Source organism: Microlunatus sp. M237 (assembly GCF_056896895.1).
The window spans coordinates 1,052,805-1,078,548 of the sequence record NZ_JBXHBL010000001.1 but is presented as its reverse complement, the minus strand read 5'-3'; the positions used below and the strand labels follow the sequence as shown (position 1 = coordinate 1,078,548).

Here is a 25,744-nt window from a genome sequence, read left to right as displayed (position 1 = left end):
GTGGTCGCAGACATCCGCATGGTCGTACGCTGTCTGCTCCGACCCCGGCCGGTCGGCCGCCGCCGAATCCGGAGTTGAGCACGCGTGACTGTCTTGAGCCCTGCCCAGACCGACGTACGCAAGGCCCGGTGGGCCACCGGGGCGATGTTCGCCACCAACGGTCTGGTCTTCGCCAACATGCTGCCGCGCTATCCGGAGATCAAGGCGTCGCTGGACCTGTCCAACGCGGGCCTGGGCACCGCCATCGCCGGCTTCTCGGTCGGTGCCCTGGTCGCCGGTCTGATCGCCGGCCGGCTGGTGGCCCGGTTCAGCTCCGCCCGGGTCGCGCTGGCCGGGACCCTGGTGATGATCATGGTGTCGTTCGCCGTCGCCTTCGCGCCCCAGTGGTGGGTGCTGGCGCTGGTGATGTTCTGCGCCGGGGCGATGGACTCGGTGATCGACATCGCCAACAACGCCCACGGCCTGAGAGTGCAGCGGCTCTACGGCCGCTCGATCATCAACTCGCTGCACGGGGTGTGGAGCGTCGGTGCTGTCCTCGGCGGCCTGATCGGTTCCGCGGCCGCCGGCCTGCACATCCCGCTCGCCGTCCACTTCGGCGCTACGGCCGTGATCTTCGCGGCTGTGGCGCTGCTGGCGAGCCGTTGGCTGCTGCCCGGCTCGGACGCTGCTGAGCGCGACGCCACCACAGCCGGTGCCGAACCCCGGCGGTGGTGGCATGCGGGCGTGGGTCTGCGGCTGGTGGGGCTGGGGGCCATCGCTGCAGTTGGTGCCGTGATCGAGGACGTCGGCAGCTCATGGGGCGCGATCTATCTGACTGGCAGCCTGGCCGCACCGGCAGCGGTCGGCGGGCTCGCCTTCGTCGCCCTGCAGGGACTGCAGACGGTCGGGCGTTTCGCCGGCGACCCGCTGGTCACCCACTTCGGGCCGCGTGCGGTGGTCCGCTTCGGCGGGCTCGCCGCCGCGCTCGGCCTCGGCGGCGCACTGGCCTTCCCGAGCGTGCCGGCCACGGTGATCGGGTTCGCCGCCGCCGGCTGGGGGATCGCGGTGATGATCCCGATGGCGATGCACGGCGCCGATGAGATCCCGGGCCTGCCAGCCGGCGCCGGCTTGGCCGCCGTCGGCTGGATCACCAGGATCGGCTTCCTCGTCTCACCGCCGGTGATCGGCGTGATCGCGGACGCCAGCTCACTTCGGGTGGGGCTGCTGTTCGCCCCGCTGGCCGCGGTGGTCGTCATCGTCCTGGCCGGCCTGCTGCCCGGCCGGATCGAGTCGGACCGAGCTGCGAGCAGCGCGTAGCGCGTCGTCCACCCCGGTCTCGACCCGGCCCAGCACCGGCTTTCGTCGCTTCGCCAGGTCGAGCACGGTCTTCACGCACGCCACCTGGTCGCGGATCACGCCCCGACGCCAGGGGTCCGAGAACTGCCGCACAGTGTCGTCGCCGACGCCGTACGCCTCCAGGCCCAGCAGCCGCGCGGTGCCGACGGCACGCGGCACGTGGTAGGTCTGCGAGACCACGACAAGACGGTCCACCCCGAAGACGGCCCGAGCGCGATAGCAGGAGTCGTAGGTGTCGAAGCCGGCGTAGTCCAGCACGATCCGGTCCTCAGGCACCCCCGCCCGCACCAGATAGCGCCGCATCGCCTCCGGCTCGTTGTATTCCTTGGCCTGGTTGTCGCCGGACACCAGCAGCACCTTCACCGTGCCGGCGTCGAACAGCCGCTTGGCCAGGTCCAGCCGGGCCGCGAGGAAGCTGGACGGCATCCCGTCGGGGTGCACCATCGCGCCGAGCACCAGCGCGACCGGCGCCGGCGGCACGTCCTCGGGCGCGTACAGATGGCCGCGGGCCGCGTGCCGGACGAAGGCGACCGAGGCGGCAACCGCCACCCCGGACCCGGCCGCGCCGATAGCGACGGCCCACCCGGCCGCTCGTCCCCATCGCATCACGGGCCCACCTTACGTAAAGTCCTCGCCGCCGCGGGACTCGGCCGCTAGCCTCGCGGGAATGGCCGGTCCCTGGAGCACCCTGCGCCGCCGCACGGCGGACCTGGCCATGTCACGCGACTTCGCCCGGCTCTGGGCCAGCTTCACCGCGACCAACCTCGGTGACGGTGCACTGCTCGCAGCCGGCCCGCTGCTGGTGGCCTCGCTGACCGCCGAGCCCTTCCTCGTCGCCGCCGCGGTCTTCGCCCAGCAGCTACCCTGGCTGGTGTTCGGCCTGTTCGCCGGTGTGCTGGTGGACCGGCTGGACCGGCGCCGCATCATCGTGGTGGTCGACCTGTGCCGGGCGCTGGTCGTCGGGTTGCTGGCGGTCGCCGTCGTCACCGACGTGGCGACCATCGTGGTGGTCTACGTCGCGGTCTTCTGCCTCGGTACGGCCGAGACGCTGGCTGACAACGCCAAGTCGGCCCTGGTCACCCAGGTGGTGCCGCCCGAGCAGCTCGGCGCGGCCAACGCGCGGATCATCGGCACCATGACGGTGGCCAACCAGCTGGCCGGCCCGCCGCTGGGTGCGCTGGCCTTCGCAGCGTCCTCGGCCCTGCCGCTGGCTTTCGACGCCGTCTGCCTGGTGGTCGCTGCCCTGCTCGTGGTCCGGATCCGGACCCGGCCGTCGGTATTGCCGGAGTCGGCGCACGAGCCGGTGTTGACCGCGATGCGTCACGGCATCCGCTTCCTAATCACCCACCCGGGCCTGCGGACCCTGGCGGTGACGATCTTCGTGATGAACGTGACCTTCGTCTGCGCCTTCGCCGTCTGGGTGCTCTACGTCCGGGAGCGGCTCGGGCTGAGCGAGGTGGGGTACGGGCTGGTGATCGCGGTCGGAGCGGTCGGCGGCGTCCTGGGCTCGCTGCTGTATCCCCGACTGGAACGGCGCTTCGATGCGGCGACGTTGCTGCGCGCCGGGCTGGTGATCGAGACGCTGACCCATCTCAGCCTGGCCCTGAGCCGGCACTGGCTGCCGGCGGTGATCACCATGGTTGCCTTCGGTGTGCACGCCACCGTCTGGGGGTCGGTGTCGCTATCCACCCGGCAGCGGGCCACACCGTCGGAGCTGATGGGGCGGGTGACCAGCGTCTATCTGGTCTTCGCCGTCGGTGGGGCCGCCCTCGGTGCGTTGCTCGGCGGCGCGGTGGCGCAGGCCTTCACCCTGGTCACCCCATTCTGGGTCGCGTTCGCCGCAATGGTCCTGCTGACGGTGCTGGTCTGGCGTCGCCTCGGCGTCCTGGCCCGGGCGGCCATCCCGGCGAGCTGACCGAGGCGGGATGGTCCAATGGGTCCATGCCCGAGGGAGACACGGTCTGGCGCGCCTGCCGCCGACTCGACGACGCGCTCGCCGGCCAGCGACTGACCCGGTGCGAGTTCCGGGTGCCGCAGCTGGCCACGACCGACCTCAGTGGGGTGACCGTGCGTCAGGTGGTCTCCCGCGGCAAGCACCAGCTCCTCCGGCTGGACAACGACTACACCATCCACGCCCACTTCCGGATGGACGGCACCTGGCGGATCTACGGCACCGGCCGGCGGTGGTCCGGCGGTGAGGAGTTCCAGATCCGGGTCGTGCTCGGCACCGCCACCCACGACGTGGTCGGCTACCGGCTGCCGGTGCTGGAGCTGCTGCCCACCGCCGACGAGGACACCGTCGTCGGGCACCTGGGCCCCGACCTGCTGGGTCCGGACTGGGACGTGGACGAGGCGCTACGTCGGATCGGTGCGCAACCCGAGCGCAGCATCGGCGAGGCGCTGCTCGACCAGCGCAACCTCGCCGGCATCGGTACGTTCTATCGGGCCGAGGTGCTGTTCTTGCAGGGCATCCACCCACGTACCCCGGTCGCGGCGGTTCAGAACCTGCGCCGCCTCGTGATCCGTGCCCAGCAGCTGCTGTACGCCAACCGCTGGCGCCCCGAGCAGGCCACCACCGGCGACCTCCGGCCCACCCGCCGGGCCTGGGTGTTCGAGCGGGCCCGCCAGCCGTGCCGACGCTGCCGGACGCCGATCCGGACCGAGGAGTTCGGTCCCCGCGGTCAGGAGCGACGCAGCTATTGGTGCCCGCGCTGCCAGCCGGCTCCGTGACGGGTTCAGTGTCAGCCGGCGGCGAGCGCGGCGGCCACCGTGACAGCCGCGGCGGCGGACCAGGCCTGAGGCCGGCAGGCGGCCGGGTACGGGACCGGGTCGGACTCGCCGGACCACAGCTCCGGCAGTCGCTGGTCCCACGCCGCCGAGGCGCGCAGCAGGCCGTCGGCGAGCGGTCGGGCGTACTCCGCGAACCCGGCGCGCACCAGCCCGGCGATGACGATGGCGGTGTCGTGCGGCCAGACCGAGCCGCAGTGATAGCTCAGCGGTGAGTAGCCGCCGGCGAGGGTCGACATCGTGCGCAGCCCGAGGCCGGAGTCGAGGTCCGCCGCGGTGACCCGGCGAGCGATGAGCTCCTCCTCGTGGCGGTCGAGCAGACCCGTGCCGAGCAGGTGGCCGATGTTGCTGGTCACGGCGTCGACCCGCCGCTTGGTCCCGTCCAGGGCCAGCGCGGGATATCGGCCGTCGCCCGTGCCGCACCAGAACGCTTCGCGGAACCGCTGCCGCAGTGCGCCGGCCCAGCGACGGTATCCCTCGGCTCCCTCCATCCCGAGATGGTCCAGCAGCTCCGCGCCGGCCATAGCGGCCTGGTACGCGTAGCCCTGCACCTCGCACAGCGCCACCGGGCCTTCGGCGATCGTGCCGTCGGCGAACCGGACGGAGTCGTGAGAGTCCTTCCAGCCCTGGTTGGCCAGCCCGCGGCCACTCTCGTCGATGTACTCCAAGAACCCGTCGCCGTCCGCGTCGCCGTAGTCGGTCAGCCACGCCAGGGCTCCGACCAGGGTCGGCGCGAGCTCGCGTACCGCGCTCTCGGGCAGCCCGCCCCGCCAGGCGTCATGCAGCAGACAGATCCACAGCGGGGTGGCGTCGATGGTGCCGTAGTAGAGCGGCGGCAGCGAGGTGTCGGAGAAGGCGAGCTGGTCGCGCCGGAGCTCGTGCATGATCTTGCCCGGTTGTGCTGCGGTCTCGGGGTCCATCGTGGTCGCGGCCAGGCGCGCCAGCGTACGCAGGGTGCCCAGCGCGTGCTCGAGGTCGAGGGGCAGCAGCAGTCGTGCCGCCCACAGGCTGTCCCGGCCGAACAAGGTGAGATACCAGGGGGAGCCGGCGGCGAAGAAGGTCAGATCGGGCGCGTCGGCGGTGGCCATCCGCAGGCTGTCCAGGTCCGCCAGGGAGCGGCGCAGCCACGGCTCGAGCCGGGGGTCGGGTGCCTCCAGCGGGTCCAGTGCACGGGCGGTCAGGGCGTCCACCTCCAAGGCCATGCCGGTGGCGGCCACCACCACGCTGCCGGCGTCGCCGATGGTCAACGTCAGGCCCACCTCGGTCACGCCGCCGGCGGGGATCGTGATCGGCCAGGTCAGCACGACGGCTGTCTGCTCCTCGGTCAGGGCCACGTCCGCGCCGGGGGCGCGCATGGTCACCGTCACGTCCTTGGTGCCCCACCTCAGGGTGTCGTCGCGGCGCGACAGCGACAGCGGCCGCGGCGGGGATTGCGCCCCGGACTTGATCTGCTCGATCGGGGCGAAGTCGCTCGCGAGCTCGACGGTGACGGTGGCCGCCACCGGTTGCGCGGCCAGCGAGCTGAGCCGCAGGGTCTCGGAGACCACACCTGGTGACACCTCGCGGATGCGATCGAGCCGGACCTGCGGGTCGGGCGCCGCCGCGAGGTCGGCGTTCAGATAGCGCAGTAGCGACGAGAACGTCGTCGACCGGGTGCCCGAGGAGGTGGCGAGGTGCTCCGGCGGCTGCCCGTCCACCCGGACCCGCAAGGTGCTGACCACGCGGACGTCGGCGTGGATGACGCCCTGTGCGCTGGGGCGTTCGCCGGCGGGGACGAGGTCGCCGTCCTGCGCCGACAACACCTGGGTCGGGGCTGCGAACGTGGTGACCAGCTCGTGCAGAAACGGCTGACGGGCAGCAGACATGTCGATCAGCTCCGCTTCGTCTGAGCACGGCGGGACGGGGGACAAGAGCGCCGGCGCCGCCGAAGCGGCACCGGCGCTCCCGAGTGATTCAGTCGATCACGCGAGCACGGTCGATCAGTTGAGCGTCTCGGGATCCCCACCGATGCGGTTGCCGTGGTCAAGGGCGTCGATCGCGGCGACGTCGTCCGCGCTGAGCTCGAAGTCGAGAACGTTGAAGTTCTCCTCGATCCGCGAGGGGGTGATCGACTTCGGGAAGACGATGTAGCCCTTCTGCAGGTGCCAGCGGATGATCACCTGAGCGGGGGTCCGGCCAAGGGTCTCGGCCAGCCCGGTGATCGTGGAGTTGGTCAGGTCCTCGGCCTGGCCCAGTGGGCTCCAGGCCTCGGTCTTGATGCCGAGCTCGTCGTTGACCGCGACCAGGGCCGACTGGCCGAAGGTCGGGTGCAGCTCGATCTGGTTGACCGCGGGCACGGTGTTGCTCTCGGCCACCACCCGGCGCAGGTGCTCCTCGGTGAAGTTCGAGACGCCGATGCTCAGGGTCCAGCCGTTGGCCTGGATCTCCTCCAGCGCCTTCCACGCCTCGACGTAGTTGTCCTTCGCGGGGGTCGGCCAGTGGATCAGGTAGAGGTCGACGTAGTCGAGTCCGAGCTTGCCCAGGCTCTCCTTCGCCGCGGCGATCGCGTCGTCGTGGGCGTGGTTGGCGTTCCAGAGCTTGGTGGTGACATACAGCTCGTCACGCGGGATGCCCGACTCGGCGATCGCCCGGCCGACGCCCTCCTCGTTGCCGTAGATGGCGGCGGTGTCGATGTGGCGGTAGCCGACCTCGAGCGCCTTCTTGACGGCGGGCACGATGTCGTCGGTCGAGACCTGCCACACGCCGAAGCCCAGCTGCGGGATGGTGGTGTCGTCGTTCAAGGTGATGGTGGGCACCTGGGTCATGGGGACTCCTGAGGGTCGGGTGTCATGGGTGACGAGCGGCCAGACGTTGGCCGGCCACCCGGAGGTGTAACCAACCCTGGCCCCTCGTAATCCGGGGTAGTCCGCATGGTGGATGCGAATCCCGGCGACACCACCGTAGCGGAGGTGAAATACTTGACTCTTGTGTCCTCCCTTCCTTCGCTGCTGAGCTCGCGGATCGAGGCCGTCGCCGGCATCGACCCTGAGCTTCGGCCCGCCACCAAGCCGCAGTTCGGTCACTTCCAGTCCAACGTCGCGTTGCGCCTGGCCAAGTCCGAGGGCAGGTCGCCGCGCGAGGTGGCGGCGCGGATCGTGGCCGAGCTCGACCTCGACGATGTCTGTGAGCCGGTGGAGATCGCGGGCCCGGGATTCCTCAACCTGCGGCTGCGGTCCTCGGTGCTGGCCGAGTCGGTCACCGCCCAGCTCGCCGACCCCGCCGCGGGCGTGGTCCCGGCAGCCCAGCGACAGGTCGTGGTGATCGACTACTCCTCACCCAATGTCGCCAAGCAGATGCACGTCGGTCATCTCCGGTCCTCGATCATCGGTGACTGTCTGAGTCGGGTGCTGGCGGCGGTCGGGCACGAGGTCATCCCGCAGAACCACATCGGCGACTGGGGCACCCAGTTCGGCATGCTGGTCGAGCAGATCCTCGAGGAGGGCGTCGATCCGCAGACCCTGAACCTGTATTCGGCCGAGCAGACCTACCTGCGGGCCAACGCGCACTTCAAGGCCGACGAGGACTTCGCCGCCCGGGCACGTCGCCGGGTGGTCGCGTTGCAGTCAGGAGACGAGCAGACGCTGCAGGTCTGGCGGCAGCTGATCCAGATCTCCCTGGTCGGGTTCAACCAGGCGTACGCCCGCCTCGGCGTCCAGCTGAGAGACGAGCACCTCGCCGGTGAGTCGACCTACAACGACGACCTGGCGAAGGTGGTGGCCGAGCTGGAGGCCGACGGCACCGCGGTCGTCGACGACGGCGCGCTCTGCGTGTTCGTCGAGGGTTTCAACTCGCCGATGATCGTGCGCAAGCGCGACGGCGGCTTCGGCTACGCCACCAGCGATCTGGCCGCAGTCCGGCGCCGGGTCCGCGAGTTCCACGCCGACCGGCTGATCTACGTCGTCGGTTCGCCGCAGACCTTCCACTTCGAGCAGGTCTTCGCTGTCGCCCGCAAGGCCGGCTTCCTGCCCGACTCGGTCTCGGCCGAGCACGTCGCCTTCGGCCAGGTGCTCGGCGCCGACGGCAAGAAGTTCTCCACCCGGGAGGGCACCGCCGTCACGCTGAACAGCCTGCTGGATGCGGCCGAGGAGAAGGCCGCGCCGCCGATCGCACTCGCTGCCATCAAGTACGCCGATCTCTCCACCGGGCTCAACAAGGACTACGTCTTCGACGTCGACCGGATGGTCGCCACGGTCGGCAACACCGGTCCATACCTGCAGTACGCCCACGCCCGGATGTGCCAGGTGCTCCGCAAGGCCGAGGCCGACGGGCTGGGGGAGCAGGGTGCGGTGGCCGTGCTCGATGAGCCGGCCGAGCAGACGCTGGCCCTGCTGCTGTCCCGGTTCGGTGAGGTGGTCGACGAGGTCGCGGTCACGCTCCAGCCCCACAAGCTCTGCACCTACCTCTACGAGCTCTCCGGTGCGCTGTCGGTGTTCTACGAGCAGTGCCCGGTGCTCAAGTCGGAAGGCGAGATCCGGACTTCGCGGCTCGCGCTCTGCCTGGCGACCAAGCGGGTTCTCGCCGCCGGTCTGGACATGCTGGGGATCGAGGCGCTCGAGCGGATGTGATGCCGGCTGCTGCCGGCGGGGCCGTCACAGCAGCAGGTTGGGGTTCGCCACCCGGTCGACCGCCAGCCAGGCGGCGCCGACGATGCCCGCCGTGTTCAGCAGCTTCGCCGGGACGATCTCGGCCTTGAGGGTGAGGTGCGGCAGGAACTTGGCGGCGTCCTTGCTGACACCGCCGCCCACCACGATCAGGTCGGGGGAGAACAGCTTCTCGATCTCCTCGTAGTAGCGCTGCAGCCGCTTGGCGTACTTCGCGTAGGAGATGTCCAGCCGGTCCTTGACGCTGGCCGCCGCCTCGCTCTCGGCGTCGTGGCCGTCGATCTCCAGGTGACCCAGCTCCGAGTTCGGCACCAGCACGCCGCGGTAGATCAGGGCGCTGCCGATGCCGGTGCCCAAGGTGGTGACGATGACGAGACCGGGGTGGTCCTTGGCCGCACCGTAGTGCACCTCGGCGGCGCCGGCCGCGTCGGCGTCGTTCACCAGATAGATGTCGCGGCCGAGCCGCTTCTCGAACATCTTCTCGGCCGGTGCGTCGATCCAGGACTTGTCGATGTTGGCGGCGGACCGGGTGATGCCGTGGGTCACGACCGAGGGAATGGTGATGCCGATCGGACCGTCGCCGATCTGCTCACTGAAGTGCTCGACGATCTCCGCGACGACCTCCGCCACGTTCTCCGGGGTCGACTTCGCCGGCGTCTCGATCCGCAGTCGCTTGGTGGCGAGCGTCCCGGTGGTCAGGTCGACCGGGGCGCCCTTGATGCCACTGCCGCCAATGTCAATGCCCAGTACGGGTCGCTCGGTCATGTTCGGAGCCTATCCAGAAAGACCTCCGACGGCGAGGGGCGGCTGGCTACGCTAACGCCATGGGTACCCCCGCGGTCGTCGAAGCATCCCGCACCATTGCTGCGCCGGCAGCGGAGATCTTCGAGCTGCTGGCCCGACCGGCCTCGCACGCGACGTTCGACGGGTCGGGCACGGTGACCGCCGTTCAGCCGGGCACGCCGCAGCGGCTGACCGCCGGGTCGAGGTTCGGGATGCAGATGCACTGGGGTGTGTCCTACAAGATCCTCAACGAGGTGGTCGAGTTCGAGGAGGGTCGGCGGATCGCCTGGCGGCACTTCGGCGGCCACGTCTGGCGCTATCTGTTGGAGCCGATCGATGCGCGGACGACCCTGGTGCGCGAGGAGTTCGACGCCAGCACGTCGCGGGCGCCGGCGTTCCTGCGGCTGATCGGGGCCGCGGAGCGGAACCGGCGCTCCATTGAGCAGACCCTGGACCGGCTGGAGGACTGGGCGGCTCAGCGGCCGACGGTCTGACCCACGGCGCGCAGCGTGGCCACGCACCAGGCGTACAGCTCGTCCTCGCCCTGCGCCGGGGCGTAGTAGAGCGCGTAGTAGCAGCGGTAGACGTCCAGCCAGTGCCGGATCTGGGGTCCGTACATCGCGACCAGCCGCTCGGTCAGCCAGGCGGCGTCCGCGGCGGCACCGTCGTACCCGTCCAGCTCCAAGAAGCTGACCGCCGCGGCCAGGTCCATCACCGGGTCGGCCAGCAGCGTGTGCGGACTGAAGTCGCCGACTCCGGTGACCACCACCTGGCCTTGCGGCCCGCGGCTGCAGAAGACGTTCGGGGGACACAGGTCGCCGTGGACGACCGCCGGGCGGCACTGTCTGGCCGTCAGGTCGGCGTGCAGCCGGTCCCAGATCGCCGGCAGCTCGGGCACGTCCGGCTGCAGCCGGGCCGCGCTGGCGCCGACGCGGCTCCGTAGCTGGGCGTTGAGCAGGTCGACCAGGGTCGGGAAGGACTGGGGCGCGTCGTCGCCGACCAACCGGGCGAAGCCGGTGACCGGCGCGGGCAGGGCCTGCAGACCCGCGGCGACGTCCAGATAGCTGGCCAGGGCGACGCGGCGGTCCTCGGTCGAGGCGGTGGGGAGCCAGCCGGAGAACGTACGCCCCGACATCCGTACGTCCACGGTCCAGATCCGCCCGTGCGAGCTCCCGACCTCGAGGATGCGGGGAACGTCGAACGGCAGCGACGCCGCGGCCCAGGTGTCATAGAGCGCTCGCAGCTGTTCGGCCACCGGCAGAGGGGACTCGTGGCCAGATCGGTACAACCGCAGCACCCGGTCGGCGCCGAGGGCGAAGACCCGACTCTCGCTGCCCTCGCCGAGCAGCGACCCGGCCTCGATGCCGAAGGCGGCGAGCACCGCAGCTTCCGACCCGTCGGATTCGGATCCGGCGACGGCGGCTCGGGCCCGACGCTCCCGGTCGGCGGCGCGGGCGGCACGGGCACGGTCCAGTTGGCTGAGGGCGAAGGCGCGGGCGTCGGCTTCGTCGAGCTCGCGGGCCACGGCATCGACCGGACCCTTGGGGGTGTCGAGATGGACGTTGGCCAGCCGTAGCCGCCGCTGCAGCGGTCCTTGTTCGATCCGGACCGACTGGGTCTTCGCGTGCGGGACGATGTTGCGGACGTGGGTGAGCAGGCCGTGCTCGGTGATCGCCACCGCATCGTCCCAGCCGTAGCGCAGGGTGTGCGCCCCGACCCAGTGCAGCCGCCGCGCGCGGGCCGGCGCCCGTCGCAGCTCGACCGTGGAGAGGTCGACGCTCGGGAGCACCTGCCCCAGCGCCACCGCGACCTGGGCCGCGTCGGCGATGGGCAGCAGCACACTGGTGGCGTCGGACTCGTTGTTCTCGCCGCTGGAGGCGCCGTAGCCGAGGATGTCGACGTCGACGCGATACCAGCCGAGGGGGCGCCACAGCGCGGACTGGCTGATCTTGATGCCCTGGATCCGGTCCACCGGAACCGACTGGCTGGTGAGGTTGGTCAGGCCGCGGGTGACGCGGAGCCCTCGGGCCGACTGGGCCAAGGTGAAGTGGAACATGCTGATCACCCGGCGGCCGACCATGGAGACCCCACCGATGATCAAGGGGATGAGGCCGGGTAGGGCGTAGCCGACCACCTCGTAGCTGGCCGCCACCCCGAGCACCACCACGGTGATCAGGGCGGTGATCAAGAACTCACCGGACAGCAGGAAGCCGACGACCAGCCGCTGCGGCGTGACGGTGACCAGCGGTACGTCATCGGCGCTGAGGTCGGTGAAGGCACTCGCCACCGGGCCGCCGGCGGCGGCGCGGCTGGCCTGCTCGCCGTGGGCGCGGGCCAGCAGATAGTCGCGCAGCGACGTGGCGTTGGAGCGGCTCAGATAGCGCAGCCGGATGGCGGTGTCGCCGGCTCCCACCTCGAGTCGGAGCTCGGCCAGCCCGAACATCCGGGCCGCCAGCGGCTGGATGATGTCGATCGACTGGAGCCGCTCGAACGGCACCTTCTTCGAGTTCTTGAACACCACCCCGGTCTCGATCCGTAGCTCTTCGTCGTCGATGACGAAGCGGGTGAAATACCAGGAGACGAAGCCGGCCAGTGCGGCCAGCAGGACCGCCGCGCCCAGCGCGGGTAGGACGAAGCGAAGGTCGTCGACGTCGAAGCCGCCTTCCCCGGAACCGTCGGGGACCAGCTCTCGGGAGAAGCCGAAGACGATCGCCACCAGGACCAGCCAGCCCCGGATGAACGGCGTCAGGGGGTGCGGGCGCTCAGTCTGTTTGACCGTGGGCACGCCCGGCAGGGCCGGGGCGAGCGAGACCTCGGGGGGCTCTGGCTGGCTCATAGCCCTGACTGGTGGGCTTCGCCGAGCTCGGTGAGCCGATCGCGGAGCCGGGCCGCCTCGTCGGGATGCAGCCCTGGGATGGTGGCGTCGGTGCTGGCGCTGGCGGTGTGCAGGGTGACCGAGGCGAGGTGGAAGGCTCGCTCCAGCGGACCGGTGCCCACCTCGACCAGCTGCATCCGCCCGTACGGCACGGCGATCAGCGAGCGGAACAGCACCCCGTGGGTGATGTAGAGGTCGTCCTCGCGTTCCACGTAGCCCCAGGAGCGCCAGGTGCGCTCCACCAGAACCCACCGGGTGACGACGATCACCGCGGCGATGCCCCACAGGATCGCTGACAGCCACCACAGTCCGGCCAGCACCCCGACGAGGACGGCGGGGATGCTGAACAGGATCGGGGCGACAAGCACGGTGGTCAGCCGTCGCAGCGAGCGGTAGGCCGGCGATAAGCGTTTCCACTCGTAGGCGGGCGGTGCGAAGAGTTCTTCCATGACAGGGTCAGGCTAGGGCCTTGCGCCAACCCTTCGCCTGCTTGGGCCCGCGAACCTTGATGTCACCCATCACGTTCGTCCCGCGGATGACGATGGTCGGGTGGCTGGGTTCGGGTTCGCCGATCCCCTTGATCGAGGTGCTGCCCATCACGTTGGTCGTCTCGTCGACGACCCGTGTTCCGATCGGGACCCGGAGGAACAGGCTGCCCATCACCTGGGTCGCGTTCAGCTCCACCACCGGTGCATCGAAGGTCGCCTCGGTGAGGTCGAGGTGGATGGTGCCCATGAACGACTGGGCCACGCTGCGCTGGCGCATCCGCCACGGGCCCACCCGTTTCACCTCCGACAGGGCTGCGGTCATCCGGTCCGTCTGGGCGTCGGCCCCTTCGGTGACGACCATCGGGCCGGGCGCGGTGTAGTCGGCGAGGTGTTCCGGTGCCACCGGCACCAGGTCGGCGGTCAGGGGCATCAGCGCGCCGAAGGTCCGGGCGGCGATGGCCACCTCGACTCGTTCGGTGTGCTCGTCGGCGGTGAGGCGGCCGTCGGCGTACGCGGCGTGCAGCAGCTCGATCACGGCGTCACGGTCGGCGTCGGATGCCCGGAGGTTCTCGCTGGTCATCGACGGCGCTTCTTCTCTGGCTTCGGGCCGCGCACCGACACCCCACCGAACAGCGAGAGGCCCTTGATCACCAGCACCGGCGCGCCGGGCAGGGGGTCGCCGATGTCACGGATGTCGGTGCCGCCGAAGATGCCGGCGGTCTGGTCTCGGACCTCGATCCCGGCTGGGACCTTGATGTCCAGCCCGCCGAAGCACCAGATGCCCGAGATCTCCACCTCCTGGCTCTCGAAGATCGCGTTCCGCAGGTCGAGGTCCACGCCACCGAACAGCGCCAGGGCCTGGGTGGAGCGGCGTACCCGCCAACGTCCGCTACGGCTGGCGCCACCGAACACGGCGACGAGCCGGTCAGTCTGGTCGGTCGTCTTGGAGGTGTCGACGGTGAAGCCCGCCGGTGGGGTGGTGGCCAGGTGCGTCGGAGCAGCGGTGACCGGCACCAGGTCGCTGGTGATCGGGAGGAGGTCATCGAAGGTTCGGGCGGCGAGCACCTGCTCGAGCCGCTCGTCGTGCTCCTCGCGGGTCAGCCGGCCCTCTGCGTACGCGGTGCTGAGCACGGTGGCCACCTGGTCGCGATCGGCGTCTGAGGCGCGGAGACTTCCCAGCTGGCCAGGGGTCGTGGCGCTCGGGCGTACCGGATCGGTGGGTCGAGGTTCGGGCAGGGCGTCGGTCACGCGCCCAATCTACGGCCCAGCGCACGGCAACGGCGACCGTCAAGCCACCCTTTCAGGGCCGCACCAGGCACGATCGCGGGTCATCCCTGAGCGGATTCAGGCGTTGCGGGTGCTACCAGCGCACCCGGCCGCGGTCACTGCCGCGACCGGGTTCGCCGGCGGCGATCAGTTCTTGGTCTCCCAGTAGCGCCAGCCCTCCGACTTGCTCGGGAACTTGATGGTGCCGGTGGAGAGAAGGACCGTCTTGCACTGTGACGTCACCCGAGACTTGCGCCAGTGGATGGTCTTGCCCCACGAGACGTACTGAGCATGGCCGTACTTGCCCTTGCTGATCTTGTGGCTGTAGTTGTGCGTGACCGTTGACGAGTTGGTCTTGGTCAGCGAGGCGCTGACCGACACCTTCGCCCTGGCCAGGATCACCCCGACCTCGCTCTCCGCCCCGGCGGTGACCTGATAGCTCGCCGTCTTGGTGTAGTCCTTCGTGACGCTGATGGTGCCGCCTCGCCCGTCCTTGAAGGTCGGGATGCCCTTGAAGGGCACGTGGGTCGACGTGGCTTTGAGGCTGTAGAGGATCTCGTTCGGACATCCGGCGGAAGCGGTACCGGCGGTGGCGGCGACGATGCCGACAGCGCCGAGGGTGGCAGCGGCGGCTGACGCTGCGATCTTGCGGACAAGCTTCATGGGGTTCCTTCGGGAGACAGGTGACCCGGGGACCCGGGCCGATGCTGAGGACGCTAGGGCCAGGGAGGGCCATCTCCCGTGAGTGGGCTGAGAAACCCTCAGCCTGGGGGAGAGTCAATTCCTGGGAGGAGTTTGGGTTAGACTCCTCGGCGTGTCCTGCAGGGCAGCGCGCGGGTGTAGTTCAATGGCAGAACATCAGCTTCCCAAGCTGATAGTGCGAGTTCGATTCTCGTCACCCGCTCCATCTCGAGTCGATTCCGGACCACCCTGGCGTGGTACTCCACGTGGCTTCCTCGGCCGAATCGGCGAACCCGACGACGTCGCCGCCGCCGTGGCCTTCCTCGCCTCCGCCGACGCTGCCTGGATCACCGGTCACACCCGGCCGGTCGACAGCGGATTTCTTACCAGCCACTGATCCTCGGTCGCGCGTGGGGCTAGTCGCGCGTGGGCCCTGGCGGAAGGGCGTCTTCGTCGGTCCCGACCCGGCGAGCGTTGACCAATGGATTGTCGTGCAGGGCGGTGATCAGTGCGGCGGTCCCGCCGATGTCGGTCCAGGTGTCGTCCCAGAGGGCGGAGATGAGCCAGGAGTGATCTGCAGGGAAGAACAGATCGGGCAACGATCCTTGTCCCGCGCGCATGTGACCGGTCCGCCAGGTGAGGGCTTGGTCGGGTCCTGCTTGGACCAGCACATAGCGCCAGTTCCAGTAGAGGGACACCTTCGAAGCGAAGGGGAAGACGATGTCGTGGGCGCCTGTGTCGAGATAGCCCAGCCACCAGGGCTGGTCAGGCGTGCGCTGGCTGAGTACGTCGATCACAGCGCGTTCATGGGCTTGGACACTCACGCCGTCGGGCGGGTAGAAGGTGGCGTAGGCGTCGAACACCGGCGGTATCGCTGTGGTGACACAGAGACCTTCCGTGGTCTTGCCGGCGATCCAGGCGACATCGCCGGCCGTGCCGATCCGCCAGCCTCGCCCGTCCTTGGTGACCTCCATGGAACCCATCATGATGGGATCGACCTTGTCCCACGACAACGTGGCGTCACACAGTCTCAAGCAGTTTCCCCCAGGAGGGCCTGAAGCAGGGAGGCTCGGATGGATCCCGTCCGAGGCTCGTGCACACCGAAGTCGCTGGCGAGATCCCAATAGCACCAGTCCAGCTGCAGCCGGTCCAGTTCGCTGCGGACGTGGCGGGTCCAGGCAGTCCGGTCGGGGAACGGCGCCCGTTCGAAGCTGCCGAACTCGCCCATCAGCACCCGCACCCGATGCTCGAGTGACCAGGCATGGACTCGCGCCACGTCGTCGCTCACTTTGGCGTGGTCTTCCGGGGTGCCCCATCGGGTCCCCAGCGGCAGTACTGGCCCGGGCACCCAGTCGGCCCCCTGGTGGGTGAAGCTCAAGGGCTCGTAGTAGTGCACGGTGGCCGTGACGTTCGGATCAGGCGGAAGAACCAGGTGGTCGAGCCCAGCAGGGTCGTTCATGGGTGCGGTGCCGACGATGATCTCTCGATCCGGGTTGGAGGCTCGCACGGCCGCCCACGCCCGTTGCAGGAGTAGGTTCCACCGGCTGGCGATCTGCTGCCAGAGCGCAAGAAACCGCTCGACGTGGGCGTCCGGGTCGACCATCAGCTCGGTGTAGTGGTGCAGGTTGACGATGGCGTGCAACCCACGCTCTTCCGCCAGGTCCAAGGCCCGGTCGACGAGGGCGGCGAAATCCGCGTCGATGGCGAAGGGGGGCCGATGATCAGCGTGGGTCGACCATCGGACCGGTAGCCGGACGGTGTTGAAGCCATCCTGGTGCGCCATATCGACCAGGACGTGGGTGACAGGCCTGGCCGGACCGTCGAGTGTGTCGAGCGTGTTGCCCAGATTGACCCCTCGGCGTCGCGGCCGACCAGCGGCTGCGACGTGACGTGACGGTGATCCCTCTTCCGTCACCCGGTCACGAGACATCCTGGCCAGCTGGCGGCCGGTGGATCACTGCGCACTGGTGCCATCACTCTGCTTGCTGCCGGCCACCTCGATCGACTCCTGGCTCTGGCCCTGCTGCACCTCGATGCGTCGCGGCTGGCTCTCCGCCGCCCGGGGGATGGTGAGACACAGGACGCCGTTGGTGTAGGACGCCTGCACGTTCGAGGCGTCTGCCGCGTCGCCGAGCTGTAGCTGACGGGTGAAGCTGCCCTGGCTGCGCTCAGCCACCAACACCTTGGCGTCGTCGCCGAACTCCGGCTTGCGCTCGGCCCGTACGGTCAGCAGGTTCTTCTCGGAGGTGACCTCGACCGATCCCGGATCGACCCCGGGGAGGTCGAGACAGACGTGATAGCCGTCGTCGGACTGCCAGACGTCCATCGGCATCCCGATCGGCGTGCGGGTGCCCGACAGCAGCTGGCTGGTCAGTCGGTCCATCTGGCGAAAGGGGTCCCCGAAAGGTCCGAACTGCATGAGACTCATAGCAATCTCCCTACCTGCGTGTCCGCGGCCAAGCGGGTCCCGGCCTCTGCTGCAACCCGTACCCGTGGAATCGGCAATTATGCGGCCCGCGCGGACAATTAGTGGAGTGACTATCGATTTGGTGCGGGACGCGGGTTGTCGGCAGCCGCAACCAGCTGTTCGGCCAGGTGACGCAGCTTGACGTTGCGGGTCTGCGAGAGGCGGGTCAAGAACGCGAAGGCCTGTTGCTCGGAGACCTGATAGCGCTCCATCACGATGCCGACCCCCTCACCGATCTGGGTCCGGGTCTGGAGCGCATCGCGCAGGTTCTTGATCTCGATGCTGTAGCTCAGCGCCACCGCGGCCTGGTGGGCGAAGAGCCGGCCGAGGGCATCGGCGCTTTCGAAGGCGGCGACATCGCGGCTGTAGAGGTTGAGTCCACCAATGGTCCGGCTGTTCTCGAACAGCCGGACGCCGGCCTGGGAGCGGACGCCCGCCGCGGCGGCGACGGGGCCGTAGTTCGGATAGCGCGAGTCGACCAGCAGATCGCGACTGACGACGAGCGGGTCGTTGGTGGTCCCGTCGTAGCAGGGGCCCTCCTGCAGTGTGAACTGCTGCTCGTCCAACGTCTGCAGCAGGTCGTCGGTGAGGGCGTACGAGTCGAGCGTCTGGTCGGGATGGCGCATGGTGATGCTCGAGTAGTGCACTCCAGGCAGCACCTCGACCGCGGCCGCGGTGATGTTGCGCAGCGTGGCGTCCAGGTCGCCTGGCGTCAGCCGTTCCATCAGGGCCTGTGAGGCCCTGAGAATGTCGTTGTCTGTGCTCGGCACGGTCGATCCCTCCTGGTCGGTGAGCACAGGGTACGCCCGGCGCCAGGGGCCACGGCGAAGTGGCGGCGGGGGTCAGCCGGCGATGGTGTCGTAGAGCTGATAGGCGGCGAGCGCCACGAAGAAGAGCGTGACCGCGCCGAGCCCGACGTTGTTGACGGCCTTGTTGCGCCAGGCCCGAGGCGTCCGGTCGGTGTTCAGCAGCATCATCAAGGTGATGGCCAGGAACGGCATGAACAAGGCCCCCAGAACCCCGTACGCCAAGATGACCGCCACCGGCTGCCCCAGCAGCAACAGCAGCATCGGCGGCAGGGTCAGCCACAACACGTACGCCTTGAAGTAGCGGCCACCGGTCCGGGTGTCGGGGTGACCCGACTCCAGGTGCCGAGCGTGGCCGACGAAGTCGGCGAACATCAGCGAGACGCCGTTCCAGACCCCGATCAGCGACGAGAACGAGGCCGCCCAGAAGCCGACCAGGAAGACCTTGCCGAGGACCGGCCCGTAACGTTCGGACAGCACGTTCGACAGGTCCAGCAGACCGCGGTCACCGGTCCGCACCGCGATGCCGGAGGAGTGGAGCAGCTCGGCGCCCACGATGAGCATGGAGACCACGAAGATGCCGGTCATCACGTACGCCATCCGGTTGTCCAGGCGCATCACCTTCATCCACCTCGGCGAATGCCAGCCCTTCTCGCGCAGCCAGTATCCGTAGGCCGCCAGCGTGATCGTGCCGCCGACGCCACCGGCCACGCTGAGCACGTTGATCATGGAGCCGTCCGGGATGCGGGGAATCAGCCCCAGCGCGAGGTCACCGAGGTTCGGCACGGTGATCACTGCCGCGCCGACCACGGTGACGAACATGACCGCGACCAGCACGGCGCAGATCTTCTCGAAGAACGCGTATCGGCCGAACCAGACCAGGGCGAGCCCGATCAGGCCTGAGCCGATGGCGAAGACATTGAACGGCACGTCCGGCAGCAGCGCCGCCAGCGGGAGAGCGGTGGCTGACATGGCCGCGGCCCCGTAGACGAAGCCCCACACGATGATGTACGGGACGAAATAGATCGAGGTCCACCGGCCCAGCGAGCGCCAGCCTTCGAAGATCGACTTCTGCGTCGCGAGCGAGTATCGGCCGGCGCCCTCGACCAGGATGATCTTCAGGATGCAGCCCAGCACGGCGACCCAGAGCAGCGCGTAGCCGTACTTCTGCCCGGCGACGAGGGTGGCGACCAGATCGGCGGCGCCGACCCCGGTGGCGGCCACCAGCAGCCCGGGTCCGACCAGCTTCCACTTCGGCGGCGGGCCGGACTCGTCGAGGAGATCGTCTGTCCGGCTGGTGGCCTCGCTCATGGCACCGTCCTCAGGTCGCTGGTCGCTGGTCGCTGCAGTTGCCAGCCCACCCAACCACAGGGGCGGGCGGTGCGACCAGCCTGCGACACTGACGGGATGTGGCTGCGACATGACCCGGTCCAAGACGAGCGCATCGGTGACCGAGACCTGACCCGCTGGCCGACCGCCCTCGGTCGCGGACTGGCCCGGATGGCGCTGCGGTTGGCTCGGTTCGCCTCCGCGAACGCTGTGCTGGTCGTCTCGGCGTTGGTGGGGGCGGTGCTGGTCCTGGCGCTGACCGCGGTCAGCTCCGAGGTCTACGAGGCGGTCGACGAGGGGGACGGGATCGCCGGGCTGGACCGCCCCGCGCTGGATGCCGCCATCGACCTGCGGACCGCGACCAACACCCGCGTAGCCACCATCTTCACCCATCTCGGCGGGCCGCTGTGGATGAGCGTGATCACCCTCGTCGTGCTGGTCGTCATGGTGGTTCGCTGGCGCTCGCGGACCCCGGTGCTGCTGCTTGTTATCGGGGTGGCCGGCTCACTGGCCATGACGACGGTGGGCAAGGAGCTGGTCGGTCGTGCCCGCCCGCCCATCTCCGATGCGGTGCCGCCGTTCGAGAGCTCGCCGTCCTTCCCCAGCGGGCACACCCTGAACAGCACGGTGATCGCCGGGCTGGTGGCCTACCTCGTGCTGCGCCGGCTGCACGGCGGTTGGGCCCGCGCTCTGACGGTGCTGCTGGCCGTGGCGTGGATGGTGACCATGGGGCTCAGCCGCGTCTTCCTCGGCCACCACTGGCTGACCGATGTCGCCGTCGGCTGGACACTCGGCCTGGCGTGGGTGGCTGCGGTGATCACGGCCCACCGGCTCTACCTGACGGTCCGGCGACGCCACGCCGCCAGGGATCTTGCCGGCTCCGCGTAGAGTCCGAGGAACGGTTCTACGGAGGTACCCATGCCGTCTCGTGTCCTGGTCACGGGAGCATCCGGCTTCGTCGGGTCGGCTCTGTGCGCCGCGCTGGTGGAGGCGGGTCACGACGTTCGCGCTATGACCCGGCGCCCCGAGACGTTCGACGGCGTGGGCGCTCCGGTGGCCGGGAACGTGTTCGACGCCGACAGCCTGCGTGAACCACTGAGCGGGATGGACGCGGCGTACTACCTCGTGCATTCGCTCGGCTCCGACGACTTCGCCCGCAAAGACGCCGACGCCGCCCGGGCCTTCGGCCTGGCTGCCGCCGAGGCCGGGCTCCAGCGGATCATCTATCTCGGCGGACTGGGCAGCGAGTCCGAGCACCTTTCGGAGCATCTGCAGTCGCGGCGCGAGGTCGAGTCGCTGCTGGGCGAGGGTGGCGTCCCGGTGACCGTGCTGCGGGCCGCGATCGTCGTCGGCCACGGGGGAATCTCCTGGGAGATGACCAGGCAGCTGGTCGACCACCTGCCCGCCATGGTGGCGCCGCGCTGGGTGACGACCAAGACGCAGCCGATCGCGCTGGTCGACGTGGTGCGTTATCTCGTCGGTGTGCTGGAGAGCGACGCAGCCCTCGGTCGCGTCTTCGAGGTCGGTGGTCCCGACGTGCTGAACTACGCCGAGATGCTGCGCCGGGTGGCGCGGATCCGTTACGACCGGGCCCTGCCCATCCTGCTCATCCCGCTGCTCACCCCGGGTCTGTCGTCGCGCTGGCTGTCCTTCGTGACCGACGTCGACGTCCGGACCGGCCGCAACCTGATCGACTCGATGTCGAACGAGGTCATCGTGCACGACTGGTCGATCACCGAGCTCGTACCGGGTGAGCCGCTGGGCTACGACGACGCAGTACGGCTCGCCCTCGCCGCCCGCGAGCCGGTGGACAGCCGAGGGTGAGCGAGAACCGCACCCGTCTGGTCGGGCGGATGGTCGGGGTTCTGCGCCCGGTCCTGGTCGACAAGGTCGACCGCGACCACCGCGAGTCCGACCGCGCCTTCGCCCGCCGCCGGATCGTGGTGGCCGTGACCCTGCTCGCCGGGGCCACGCTGCTCGGATTCTCCTTCTCCACCGCACCGGGCGACAGTGCCTTCTATCCGCTGACCCTGGGCCTGGCCGCGACCTGGCTGGTCGGCAGTCTGGCCTCCGGCCCGCTGCACCTGGGTCACATCGCCATCGGTGGCACCTTGCGGCGACCGGTGATCACACCGGTGTTGGTCGGACTGGTCCTGTCGGGGGTGTTCGTCCTCGGTGCCCTGGTCATCCGGGAGATCCCGCCACTGGCCGGCTTCACCGAGGACGTGCTGGGCTACGCCAGGTTCGGCAACCTGCCCCTGGTGGTCGCCATCACCTTGGTGAACGGGATCGCGGAGGAGCTGTTCTTCCGCGGTGCCCTGTTCGCCGCCATCGGCGTCCATCATCCGGTGCTGATCTCCACCGCCTTGTATGCGCTGGCGACCCTGGCCGGCGGCAACCCGGTGCTGGTCTTCGCCGCGATCGTGGTTGGCGCGGTCGTCGGGCTGCAACGCCGGGCCGGTGGTGGCGTGCTCGCCCCGATCCTCACCCACCTCACCTGGTCGCTCACCATGGTGCTGGTTCTCCCGCCGCTGTTCGCCGGAGCGGCGGGCTGACCCCCTACGATTTGGCGCATGAGCGCGATCCGCGCGGCCCGGTTGAGCGACCTGCAGTCGATCAGCCTGCTGGCCGACCAGGCCAGGCGCGCGTGGGCGCGTGACCAGCCACGCTTCTTCCGACCCGCTGCCAACGCCCGCAGCCTGCACACGCCCCACCTGCAACGGCTGATCACCGACCCGGCGGCGATCGCGCTGGTGGAGGTGGCCCAGCCCGAGCCGGCCCGAGCGGAGGTGCGGGGGTTCCTGCTCGCGACGCTGGTCGATGCGCCACCGGTCTACGACCCGGGCGGGCCGTCCTGCCTGGTCGATGACTTCGCCGTCGCGACCGATGACCTGTGGCCGACGGTCGGCGTACCGCTGCTGCGCCGGGCCGTTGTGCTGGCGGCCCGCCGCGGCGCCAGCCAGATTGTGGTCACCTGCCCCTATCCCGACTCGGCTCGCACCGCGGCCCTGGCGGAAGCCGGCCTGGCGGTGACGTCGCAGTGGTGGTCGGCCGGGATCGGCCGACCGTTGGCTCCGCCGGCTACCTGAGCTCAGGACTGTGGCAGTCGTTCGATCAGGTCGGCGACGATCTGCGCCTCGGCGTCGTAGTAGCCGAGCCCCCAGTCCGCCACCAGGGCCGGATAGCGCACCGCTTCGACGCTGCCGAGCGAGTCGCGTACCTGCTGGAGGTCGGTCCGGCGCTCGGCGAGCTGCTCGAGATAGCGCTGCAGCAGCGACCTGGCATGCTCCGGGCCGACCAGTCCCGCCATCAGCAGCCGCAGGGCGACCGGGTGCTTCAGCATCGGGAACTCGGTGTCGGGCTGGACCAGCCACTCCTGGAGCTGCTGTCGACCGAGGTCGGTGATGGTGAAGCGACGGGTACGGCGGCCGGCGTGGGCGTCGACGGCCCCGACCAGCTCCAGCAGCATCAACCGGTCCAGCTCGGTGTAGACCTGGCTCATGGCCGGCGACACCCAATAGAACCGGAGCGTCTTATCGGCGCGCTGCTTGAGCTCATACCCGGTGAGCCCCGGGGTCGGCGTGCCGTCGAAGACCAGCAGGCCGAGCAGAGCGTAGGCGGTCGTCGACAGGTCTTGACTCACAACCGTCACCGTACTATTCCTGTTAGGAACAGCGTGGGGTGACCGGGTCTCGCGTGCAGCAACGGTGCTGGAAGAGGGGCGGGCTGATGAGTGAGGCAGTCGTATTGGTCGGGACGCGCAAAGGGTTGTGGGTGGGCCGCTCCGATGCCGAGCGCCGCGACTGGGAGTGGTCGGAGCCGCGCTTCTTGATGGAGGGCATCTACGGCACCTGCATCGACACCCGCGGCGAGCGACCACGGCTGTTCGTCTCCGCCACCAGCGAGCACTGGGGACCGGGGGTGTATCGCTCTGACGACCTCGGCCGGACGTGGGTGGAGACCCAGGGCGCTGCCGTCCGGTTCCCCGACGACCTCGGCGCCAGCGTCGAACGGGTCTGGCAGATCCAGCCGGGCGGACCTGCCGAGCCGGACGTGGTCTACGCCGGCACCCAGCCCTCGGCACTCTTTCGCTCCGACGACCGTGGCGAGTCCTTCACCTTGATGCGGTCGCTGTGGGACCACCCGCATCGCACCCAGTGGGGGGCCGGGTACGGCGGCCAGGCGATCCACACGATCGTGCCGCACCCCGACGACCCGCAGCGGCTCACCGTCGCCATGTCGACGGGTGGGGTGTACCGCACCGCCGACGCGGGGTCCAGCTGGGAGCCTGCCAACGTCGGGATCAAGGCGTACTTCTTCCCCGATCCGTGGCCGGAGTTCGGGCAGTGTGTGCACAAGGTCGCCGCGCACCCGGCCCGCCCGGAGCGGATGTTCGCTCAGAACCACCACGGTGTCTACCGCTCCGATGACGCCGGCAGCTCCTGGGTCTCGATCGCGGACGGGCTGCCGGCCGACTTCGGCTTCCCGATCGTCGTGCACCCGCACGACCCGGACACCGTGTTCGTCTTCCCGCTGATCGCCGACGGTCAACGGATTCCGCCCGGCGGTCGGGCGCGGGTGTGGCGCTCCCACGACGCCGGCGCCAGCTGGCAGAGCTCGTCGAGCGGGCTGCCCGACAACTTCTACGCTGCCGTGATGCGCGACGCGATGAGCACGGATGCCGCGGAGCAGGCCGGAGTCTATCTGGGCGCTCGGGACGGGTCCGTCTTTCTCAGTACAGATGGTGGCGAGGACTGGCGCCAGATCGCCGGCCATCTGCCGGATGTGCTGTCCGTCCGTGCGGCCGTGCTCGGGTGAGGAGCCGCCGCAGAACATCGGCTCGCGAATTCACCATCGGATCGGTGGAGGTGCTAGATTTCCGACGTCGTCTTCGGGGGCGACGTCTGGTCTCACGACCGGGTGCCGGGCGGCTTTCTTGTGCCCTGGTGTCGAGATCGTGGATCTTGGCCATGCACTGCTCCCGGGTCGTTCTGAGACAGGGATCCTGCGCATCGGGTGCCCACCGTGTCTTGATCGGACGGCCGACGGTGTCCCGCGCCCTTGCGTGACCCGTCACTGCGGTCGTCGCACTGACGACCCTCTCGATCGAAAGGGCACCTGCCACCCCCCTGCGGGTGCCCTTTCTTATCCTTGCTCCAAGGCGCTCGAGTCCTGCTCGCCACGCGTCGAGCGAGTCACGGTGTAGGCGCGGTTCTGGCCGACGATGCCGGTCGGGCCCACCGCTCGGCGCAGCGCATCCCGATACGGCAGGTGGGTGTTGTAGACAGTCCACAGCTCACCACCCGGGACCAGCACCCGACCCGCCTCGACGAACATCGCGAAGGCATCGGTGCTGTCGCGGGTGGTCCCGCGGTGGAAGGGCGGGTTGCACACAACCAGGTCGATGGAGGCGTCCGCGACCTCGCTCAGGTCGGTGCCGCGATGGACGTCCACCCTGGCGGCCACCCCGTTGGCCTCCGCCGTCGCCCGGGCTGAACGGCAGGCCGCCCACGACTCGTCCACCGCGATCACCGTGGCGGTGGGGGTGCGCCGCGCCAGCGTGGTGGCCAAGATGCCGGTGCCGCAGCCCAGGTCCAGGGCGCGGGTCGCCGGGCGCATCCGGTCGGCGAAGCCGAGCAGGAAGCGGGTGCCCAGGTCCACCCCGGTGCCGGCGAACGCGGCGCCGTGGGCGCAGACGGTGAGGTCGAGGTCGGAGTGCTCGACCCGCCGCGGATACGTCGAGGACGGTGTACGACGGGGTCCGCGGCCGAGCAGCGCTCGACACTTCTGGCGGCCCAGGCTCGGTTGCACCAGGTCGAAGTGGTCGGCGAGGACGGCGTTCATCCCGCGGCTCATGTGCTTGTCCCGACCGCCGGCGATCAACACAGCGTCCGGCGAGGCGTACCGCCCGACGGCTTCGGCGATCTCGTCGAGAGCGGCGAGGCTCTTCGGCAACCGCAGCAGCACCACCTGGGCCCCGCCCAGGAGCGACTCGTCGAGGGCGTCGTGGACCTCGACCGCGCGGTGCGTACGCTCAGCCGCGGCCCGGCTGGCGCGCTCGGCGAGCAGGGAGTCGCAGTACAGCCGGACCGGAACCGCCGCGTCCACGCCCGTGACGAGGCCACCGGTCAGGTCGTCGAGGACCACGACGCGGGTCTGGCCGGCGGTCAGCAGCGGAGCGGCCTCGGCAAGGATGATCCGGTCGATCGCATCGGGATCGGAGCTGGGCTGATGATCCTGGGCTGAGTTGTCGTCGGGGCTGGTCACGTCCGCCATTGTGTCGGACC

27 protein-coding genes and 1 tRNA gene are annotated in these 25,744 nt (G+C 69.7%); 12 read left to right on the top strand and 16 right to left on the bottom strand.

What is annotated here, in order from left to right; translation table 11 throughout:
* The first annotated feature begins 84 nt into the window (after nucleotides 1-84).
* Nucleotides 85-1,296 (top strand): MFS transporter, encoded by a 1,212-nt coding sequence (locus tag AC1XX3_RS05175; protein WP_483319997.1) that lies wholly within the window; start codon nucleotides 85-87, stop codon nucleotides 1,294-1,296.
* Here the strand turns inward: AC1XX3_RS05175 and AC1XX3_RS05170 are convergent.
* A complete protein-coding gene (locus AC1XX3_RS05170) occupies nucleotides 1,186-1,941 on the bottom strand; it encodes a SanA/YdcF family protein (RefSeq protein ID WP_483319996.1) in 756 nt (251 codons plus the stop codon). The genes AC1XX3_RS05175 and AC1XX3_RS05170 overlap by 111 nt on opposite strands.
* Before the next feature lie 61 nt (nucleotides 1,942-2,002).
* Between AC1XX3_RS05170 and AC1XX3_RS05165 the strand changes: the two genes are divergently transcribed.
* On the top strand, nucleotides 2,003-3,250 hold the full coding sequence (locus tag AC1XX3_RS05165; protein WP_483319995.1) for an MFS transporter: 1,248 nt from the start codon (nucleotides 2,003-2,005) through the stop codon (nucleotides 3,248-3,250).
* Between the two features lie 26 nt (nucleotides 3,251-3,276).
* On the top strand, nucleotides 3,277-4,065 hold the full coding sequence (locus AC1XX3_RS05160) for an Fpg/Nei family DNA glycosylase (protein WP_483319994.1): 789 nt from the start codon (nucleotides 3,277-3,279) through the stop codon (nucleotides 4,063-4,065).
* Nucleotides 4,066-4,076: 11 nt separating this feature from the next.
* Here AC1XX3_RS05160 and AC1XX3_RS05155 read toward each other — a convergent pair whose 3' ends face one another.
* Nucleotides 4,077-5,987, bottom strand: coding sequence for an amylo-alpha-1,6-glucosidase (locus AC1XX3_RS05155; protein WP_483319993.1), 1,911 nt, complete (start codon nucleotides 5,985-5,987; stop codon nucleotides 4,077-4,079).
* A 114-nt stretch (nucleotides 5,988-6,101) separates the two neighbouring features.
* Nucleotides 6,102-6,926 (bottom strand): aldo/keto reductase, encoded by an 825-nt coding sequence (locus AC1XX3_RS05150; RefSeq protein WP_483319992.1) that lies wholly within the window; start codon nucleotides 6,924-6,926, stop codon nucleotides 6,102-6,104.
* Nucleotides 6,927-7,088: 162 nt separating this feature from the next.
* Between AC1XX3_RS05150 and argS the strand changes: the two genes are divergently transcribed.
* Entirely contained in the window at nucleotides 7,089-8,726 is a 1,638-nt protein-coding gene (argS, locus tag AC1XX3_RS05145; RefSeq protein WP_483320215.1) for an arginine--tRNA ligase, read from the top strand.
* Between the two features lie 24 nt (nucleotides 8,727-8,750).
* Here the strand turns inward: argS and ppgK are convergent, their stop codons facing one another.
* Nucleotides 8,751-9,527 (bottom strand): polyphosphate--glucose phosphotransferase, encoded by a 777-nt coding sequence (ppgK, locus tag AC1XX3_RS05140; RefSeq protein ID WP_483319991.1) that lies wholly within the window; start codon nucleotides 9,525-9,527, stop codon nucleotides 8,751-8,753.
* A gap of 59 nt (nucleotides 9,528-9,586) precedes the next feature.
* Between ppgK and AC1XX3_RS05135 the strand changes: the two genes are divergently transcribed.
* Nucleotides 9,587-10,039: an SRPBCC family protein gene (locus tag AC1XX3_RS05135; protein ID WP_483319990.1), complete on the top strand. Its 453-nt coding sequence runs from the start codon at nucleotides 9,587-9,589 to the stop codon at nucleotides 10,037-10,039.
* Here AC1XX3_RS05135 and AC1XX3_RS05130 read toward each other — a convergent pair.
* From AC1XX3_RS05130 to AC1XX3_RS05110, 5 genes are all read right to left on the bottom strand, one after another.
* Complete coding sequence (locus tag AC1XX3_RS05130) at nucleotides 10,021-12,381, bottom strand: PH domain-containing protein (RefSeq protein ID WP_483319989.1); 2,361 nt, start codon at nucleotides 12,379-12,381, stop codon at nucleotides 10,021-10,023. The two genes, AC1XX3_RS05135 and AC1XX3_RS05130, sit on opposite strands and share 19 nt — an antisense overlap.
* Nucleotides 12,378-12,869, bottom strand: coding sequence for a PH domain-containing protein (locus AC1XX3_RS05125; RefSeq protein WP_483319988.1), 492 nt, complete (start codon nucleotides 12,867-12,869; stop codon nucleotides 12,378-12,380). The genes AC1XX3_RS05130 and AC1XX3_RS05125 overlap by 4 nt, the downstream gene beginning before the upstream one ends.
* A 7-nt stretch (nucleotides 12,870-12,876) precedes the next feature.
* A complete protein-coding gene (locus AC1XX3_RS05120; protein ID WP_483319987.1) occupies nucleotides 12,877-13,488 on the bottom strand; it encodes a DUF1707 SHOCT-like domain-containing protein in 612 nt (203 codons plus the stop codon).
* On the bottom strand, nucleotides 13,485-14,156 hold the full coding sequence (locus tag AC1XX3_RS05115) for a DUF1707 SHOCT-like domain-containing protein (protein WP_483319986.1): 672 nt from the start codon (nucleotides 14,154-14,156) through the stop codon (nucleotides 13,485-13,487). The genes AC1XX3_RS05120 and AC1XX3_RS05115 overlap by 4 nt, the downstream gene beginning before the upstream one ends.
* A 165-nt stretch (nucleotides 14,157-14,321) precedes the next feature.
* Nucleotides 14,322-14,837 (bottom strand): hypothetical protein, encoded by a 516-nt coding sequence (locus AC1XX3_RS05110; protein WP_483319985.1) that lies wholly within the window; start codon nucleotides 14,835-14,837, stop codon nucleotides 14,322-14,324.
* 170 nt (nucleotides 14,838-15,007) lie between these two features.
* Here AC1XX3_RS05110 and AC1XX3_RS05105 point away from each other — a divergent pair.
* Together AC1XX3_RS05105 and AC1XX3_RS05100 are read left to right on the top strand one after the other, a co-directional pair.
* A tRNA-Gly gene (locus AC1XX3_RS05105) sits at nucleotides 15,008-15,081 on the top strand.
* Complete coding sequence (locus tag AC1XX3_RS05100; protein ID WP_483319984.1) at nucleotides 15,052-15,252, top strand: SDR family oxidoreductase; 201 nt, start codon at nucleotides 15,052-15,054, stop codon at nucleotides 15,250-15,252. Before AC1XX3_RS05105 ends, AC1XX3_RS05100 begins: the two co-directional genes overlap by 30 nt.
* A 19-nt stretch (nucleotides 15,253-15,271) precedes the next feature.
* Here the strand turns inward: AC1XX3_RS05100 and AC1XX3_RS05095 are convergent, their stop codons facing one another.
* The 5 genes from AC1XX3_RS05095 to AC1XX3_RS05075 form a co-directional block, all read right to left on the bottom strand.
* A complete protein-coding gene (locus AC1XX3_RS05095; RefSeq protein WP_483319983.1) occupies nucleotides 15,272-15,829 on the bottom strand; it encodes a hypothetical protein in 558 nt (185 codons plus the stop codon).
* Nucleotides 15,830-15,885: 56 nt separating this feature from the next.
* Nucleotides 15,886-16,785, bottom strand: a complete 900-nt coding sequence (locus AC1XX3_RS05090; RefSeq protein ID WP_483319982.1) for a glycoside hydrolase family 5 protein — start codon at nucleotides 16,783-16,785, stop codon at nucleotides 15,886-15,888.
* A 24-nt stretch (nucleotides 16,786-16,809) separates the two neighbouring features.
* Complete coding sequence (locus AC1XX3_RS05085; RefSeq protein ID WP_483319981.1) at nucleotides 16,810-17,283, bottom strand: Hsp20/alpha crystallin family protein; 474 nt, start codon at nucleotides 17,281-17,283, stop codon at nucleotides 16,810-16,812.
* 110 nt (nucleotides 17,284-17,393) lie between these two features.
* Nucleotides 17,394-18,092, bottom strand: a complete 699-nt coding sequence (locus tag AC1XX3_RS05080) for a GAF and ANTAR domain-containing protein (protein WP_483319980.1) — start codon at nucleotides 18,090-18,092, stop codon at nucleotides 17,394-17,396.
* Nucleotides 18,093-18,164: 72 nt separating this feature from the next.
* Nucleotides 18,165-19,439 carry an Nramp family divalent metal transporter gene (locus tag AC1XX3_RS05075; protein WP_483319979.1) on the bottom strand — a complete coding sequence of 425 codons (1,275 nt, stop codon included), beginning with the start codon at nucleotides 19,437-19,439 and terminating at the stop codon, nucleotides 18,165-18,167.
* Nucleotides 19,440-19,535: 96 nt separating this feature from the next.
* Between AC1XX3_RS05075 and AC1XX3_RS05070 the strand changes: the two genes are divergently transcribed.
* The 4 genes from AC1XX3_RS05070 to AC1XX3_RS05055 are packed head-to-tail and all read left to right on the top strand — an operon-like array spanning nucleotide 19,536 to nucleotide 22,546.
* Entirely contained in the window at nucleotides 19,536-20,345 is an 810-nt protein-coding gene (locus AC1XX3_RS05070) for a phosphatase PAP2 family protein (protein WP_483319978.1), read from the top strand.
* Between the two features lie 30 nt (nucleotides 20,346-20,375).
* Complete coding sequence (locus tag AC1XX3_RS05065; protein ID WP_483319977.1) at nucleotides 20,376-21,281, top strand: NAD(P)H-binding protein; 906 nt, start codon at nucleotides 20,376-20,378, stop codon at nucleotides 21,279-21,281.
* A complete protein-coding gene (locus AC1XX3_RS05060; RefSeq protein WP_483319976.1) occupies nucleotides 21,278-22,012 on the top strand; it encodes a CPBP family intramembrane glutamic endopeptidase in 735 nt (244 codons plus the stop codon). Before AC1XX3_RS05065 ends, AC1XX3_RS05060 begins: the two co-directional genes overlap by 4 nt.
* Nucleotides 22,013-22,030: 18 nt before the next feature.
* Nucleotides 22,031-22,546 (top strand): hypothetical protein, encoded by a 516-nt coding sequence (locus AC1XX3_RS05055; RefSeq protein ID WP_483319975.1) that lies wholly within the window; start codon nucleotides 22,031-22,033, stop codon nucleotides 22,544-22,546.
* 2 nt (nucleotides 22,547-22,548) lie between these two features.
* Here AC1XX3_RS05055 and AC1XX3_RS05050 read toward each other — a convergent pair whose 3' ends face one another.
* The gene (locus tag AC1XX3_RS05050) at nucleotides 22,549-23,100 is read right to left on the bottom strand and encodes a PadR family transcriptional regulator (protein ID WP_483319974.1); all 552 of its coding nucleotides are present in this window, start codon (nucleotides 23,098-23,100) and stop codon (nucleotides 22,549-22,551) included.
* Between the two features lie 86 nt (nucleotides 23,101-23,186).
* Between AC1XX3_RS05050 and AC1XX3_RS05045 the strand changes: the two genes are divergently transcribed.
* Nucleotides 23,187-24,275 carry a WD40/YVTN/BNR-like repeat-containing protein gene (locus tag AC1XX3_RS05045; RefSeq protein ID WP_483319973.1) on the top strand — a complete coding sequence of 363 codons (1,089 nt, stop codon included), beginning with the start codon at nucleotides 23,187-23,189 and terminating at the stop codon, nucleotides 24,273-24,275.
* Nucleotides 24,276-24,602: 327 nt separating this feature from the next.
* Here the strand turns inward: AC1XX3_RS05045 and AC1XX3_RS05040 are convergent, their stop codons facing one another.
* Nucleotides 24,603-25,724, bottom strand: a complete 1,122-nt coding sequence (locus tag AC1XX3_RS05040) for a class I SAM-dependent methyltransferase (RefSeq protein ID WP_483319972.1) — start codon at nucleotides 25,722-25,724, stop codon at nucleotides 24,603-24,605.
* Nucleotides 25,725-25,744: the final 20 nt, after the last annotated feature.

Coding starts and splice junctions, on each gene's coding strand:
- AC1XX3_RS05170 (WP_483319996.1), bottom strand. CDS start 1,941: ATGCGATGGGGACGAGCGGCCGGGTGGGCCGTCGCTATCGGCGCGGCC.
- AC1XX3_RS05165 (WP_483319995.1), top strand. CDS start 2,003: ATGGCCGGTCCCTGGAGCACCCTGCGCCGCCGCACGGCGGACCTGGCC.
- AC1XX3_RS05160 (WP_483319994.1), top strand. CDS start 3,277: ATGCCCGAGGGAGACACGGTCTGGCGCGCCTGCCGCCGACTCGACGAC.
- AC1XX3_RS05155 (WP_483319993.1), bottom strand. CDS start 5,987: ATGTCTGCTGCCCGTCAGCCGTTTCTGCACGAGCTGGTCACCACGTTC.
- AC1XX3_RS05150 (WP_483319992.1), bottom strand. CDS start 6,926: ATGACCCAGGTGCCCACCATCACCTTGAACGACGACACCACCATCCCG.
- ppgK (WP_483319991.1), bottom strand. CDS start 9,527: ATGACCGAGCGACCCGTACTGGGCATTGACATTGGCGGCAGTGGCATC.
- AC1XX3_RS05135 (WP_483319990.1), top strand. CDS start 9,587: ATGGGTACCCCCGCGGTCGTCGAAGCATCCCGCACCATTGCTGCGCCG.
- AC1XX3_RS05130 (WP_483319989.1), bottom strand. CDS start 12,381: ATGAGCCAGCCAGAGCCCCCCGAGGTCTCGCTCGCCCCGGCCCTGCCG.
- AC1XX3_RS05125 (WP_483319988.1), bottom strand. CDS start 12,869: ATGGAAGAACTCTTCGCACCGCCCGCCTACGAGTGGAAACGCTTATCG.
- AC1XX3_RS05120 (WP_483319987.1), bottom strand. CDS start 13,488: ATGACCAGCGAGAACCTCCGGGCATCCGACGCCGACCGTGACGCCGTG.
- AC1XX3_RS05110 (WP_483319985.1), bottom strand. CDS start 14,837: ATGAAGCTTGTCCGCAAGATCGCAGCGTCAGCCGCCGCTGCCACCCTC.
- AC1XX3_RS05095 (WP_483319983.1), bottom strand. CDS start 15,829: ATGGAGGTCACCAAGGACGGGCGAGGCTGGCGGATCGGCACGGCCGGC.
- AC1XX3_RS05090 (WP_483319982.1), bottom strand. CDS start 16,785: ATGTCTCGTGACCGGGTGACGGAAGAGGGATCACCGTCACGTCACGTC.
- AC1XX3_RS05085 (WP_483319981.1), bottom strand. CDS start 17,283: ATGAGTCTCATGCAGTTCGGACCTTTCGGGGACCCCTTTCGCCAGATG.
- AC1XX3_RS05075 (WP_483319979.1), bottom strand. CDS start 19,439: ATGAGCGAGGCCACCAGCCGGACAGACGATCTCCTCGACGAGTCCGGC.
- AC1XX3_RS05070 (WP_483319978.1), top strand. CDS start 19,536: ATGTGGCTGCGACATGACCCGGTCCAAGACGAGCGCATCGGTGACCGA.
- AC1XX3_RS05065 (WP_483319977.1), top strand. CDS start 20,376: ATGCCGTCTCGTGTCCTGGTCACGGGAGCATCCGGCTTCGTCGGGTCG.
- AC1XX3_RS05055 (WP_483319975.1), top strand. CDS start 22,031: ATGAGCGCGATCCGCGCGGCCCGGTTGAGCGACCTGCAGTCGATCAGC.
- AC1XX3_RS05045 (WP_483319973.1), top strand. CDS start 23,187: ATGAGTGAGGCAGTCGTATTGGTCGGGACGCGCAAAGGGTTGTGGGTG.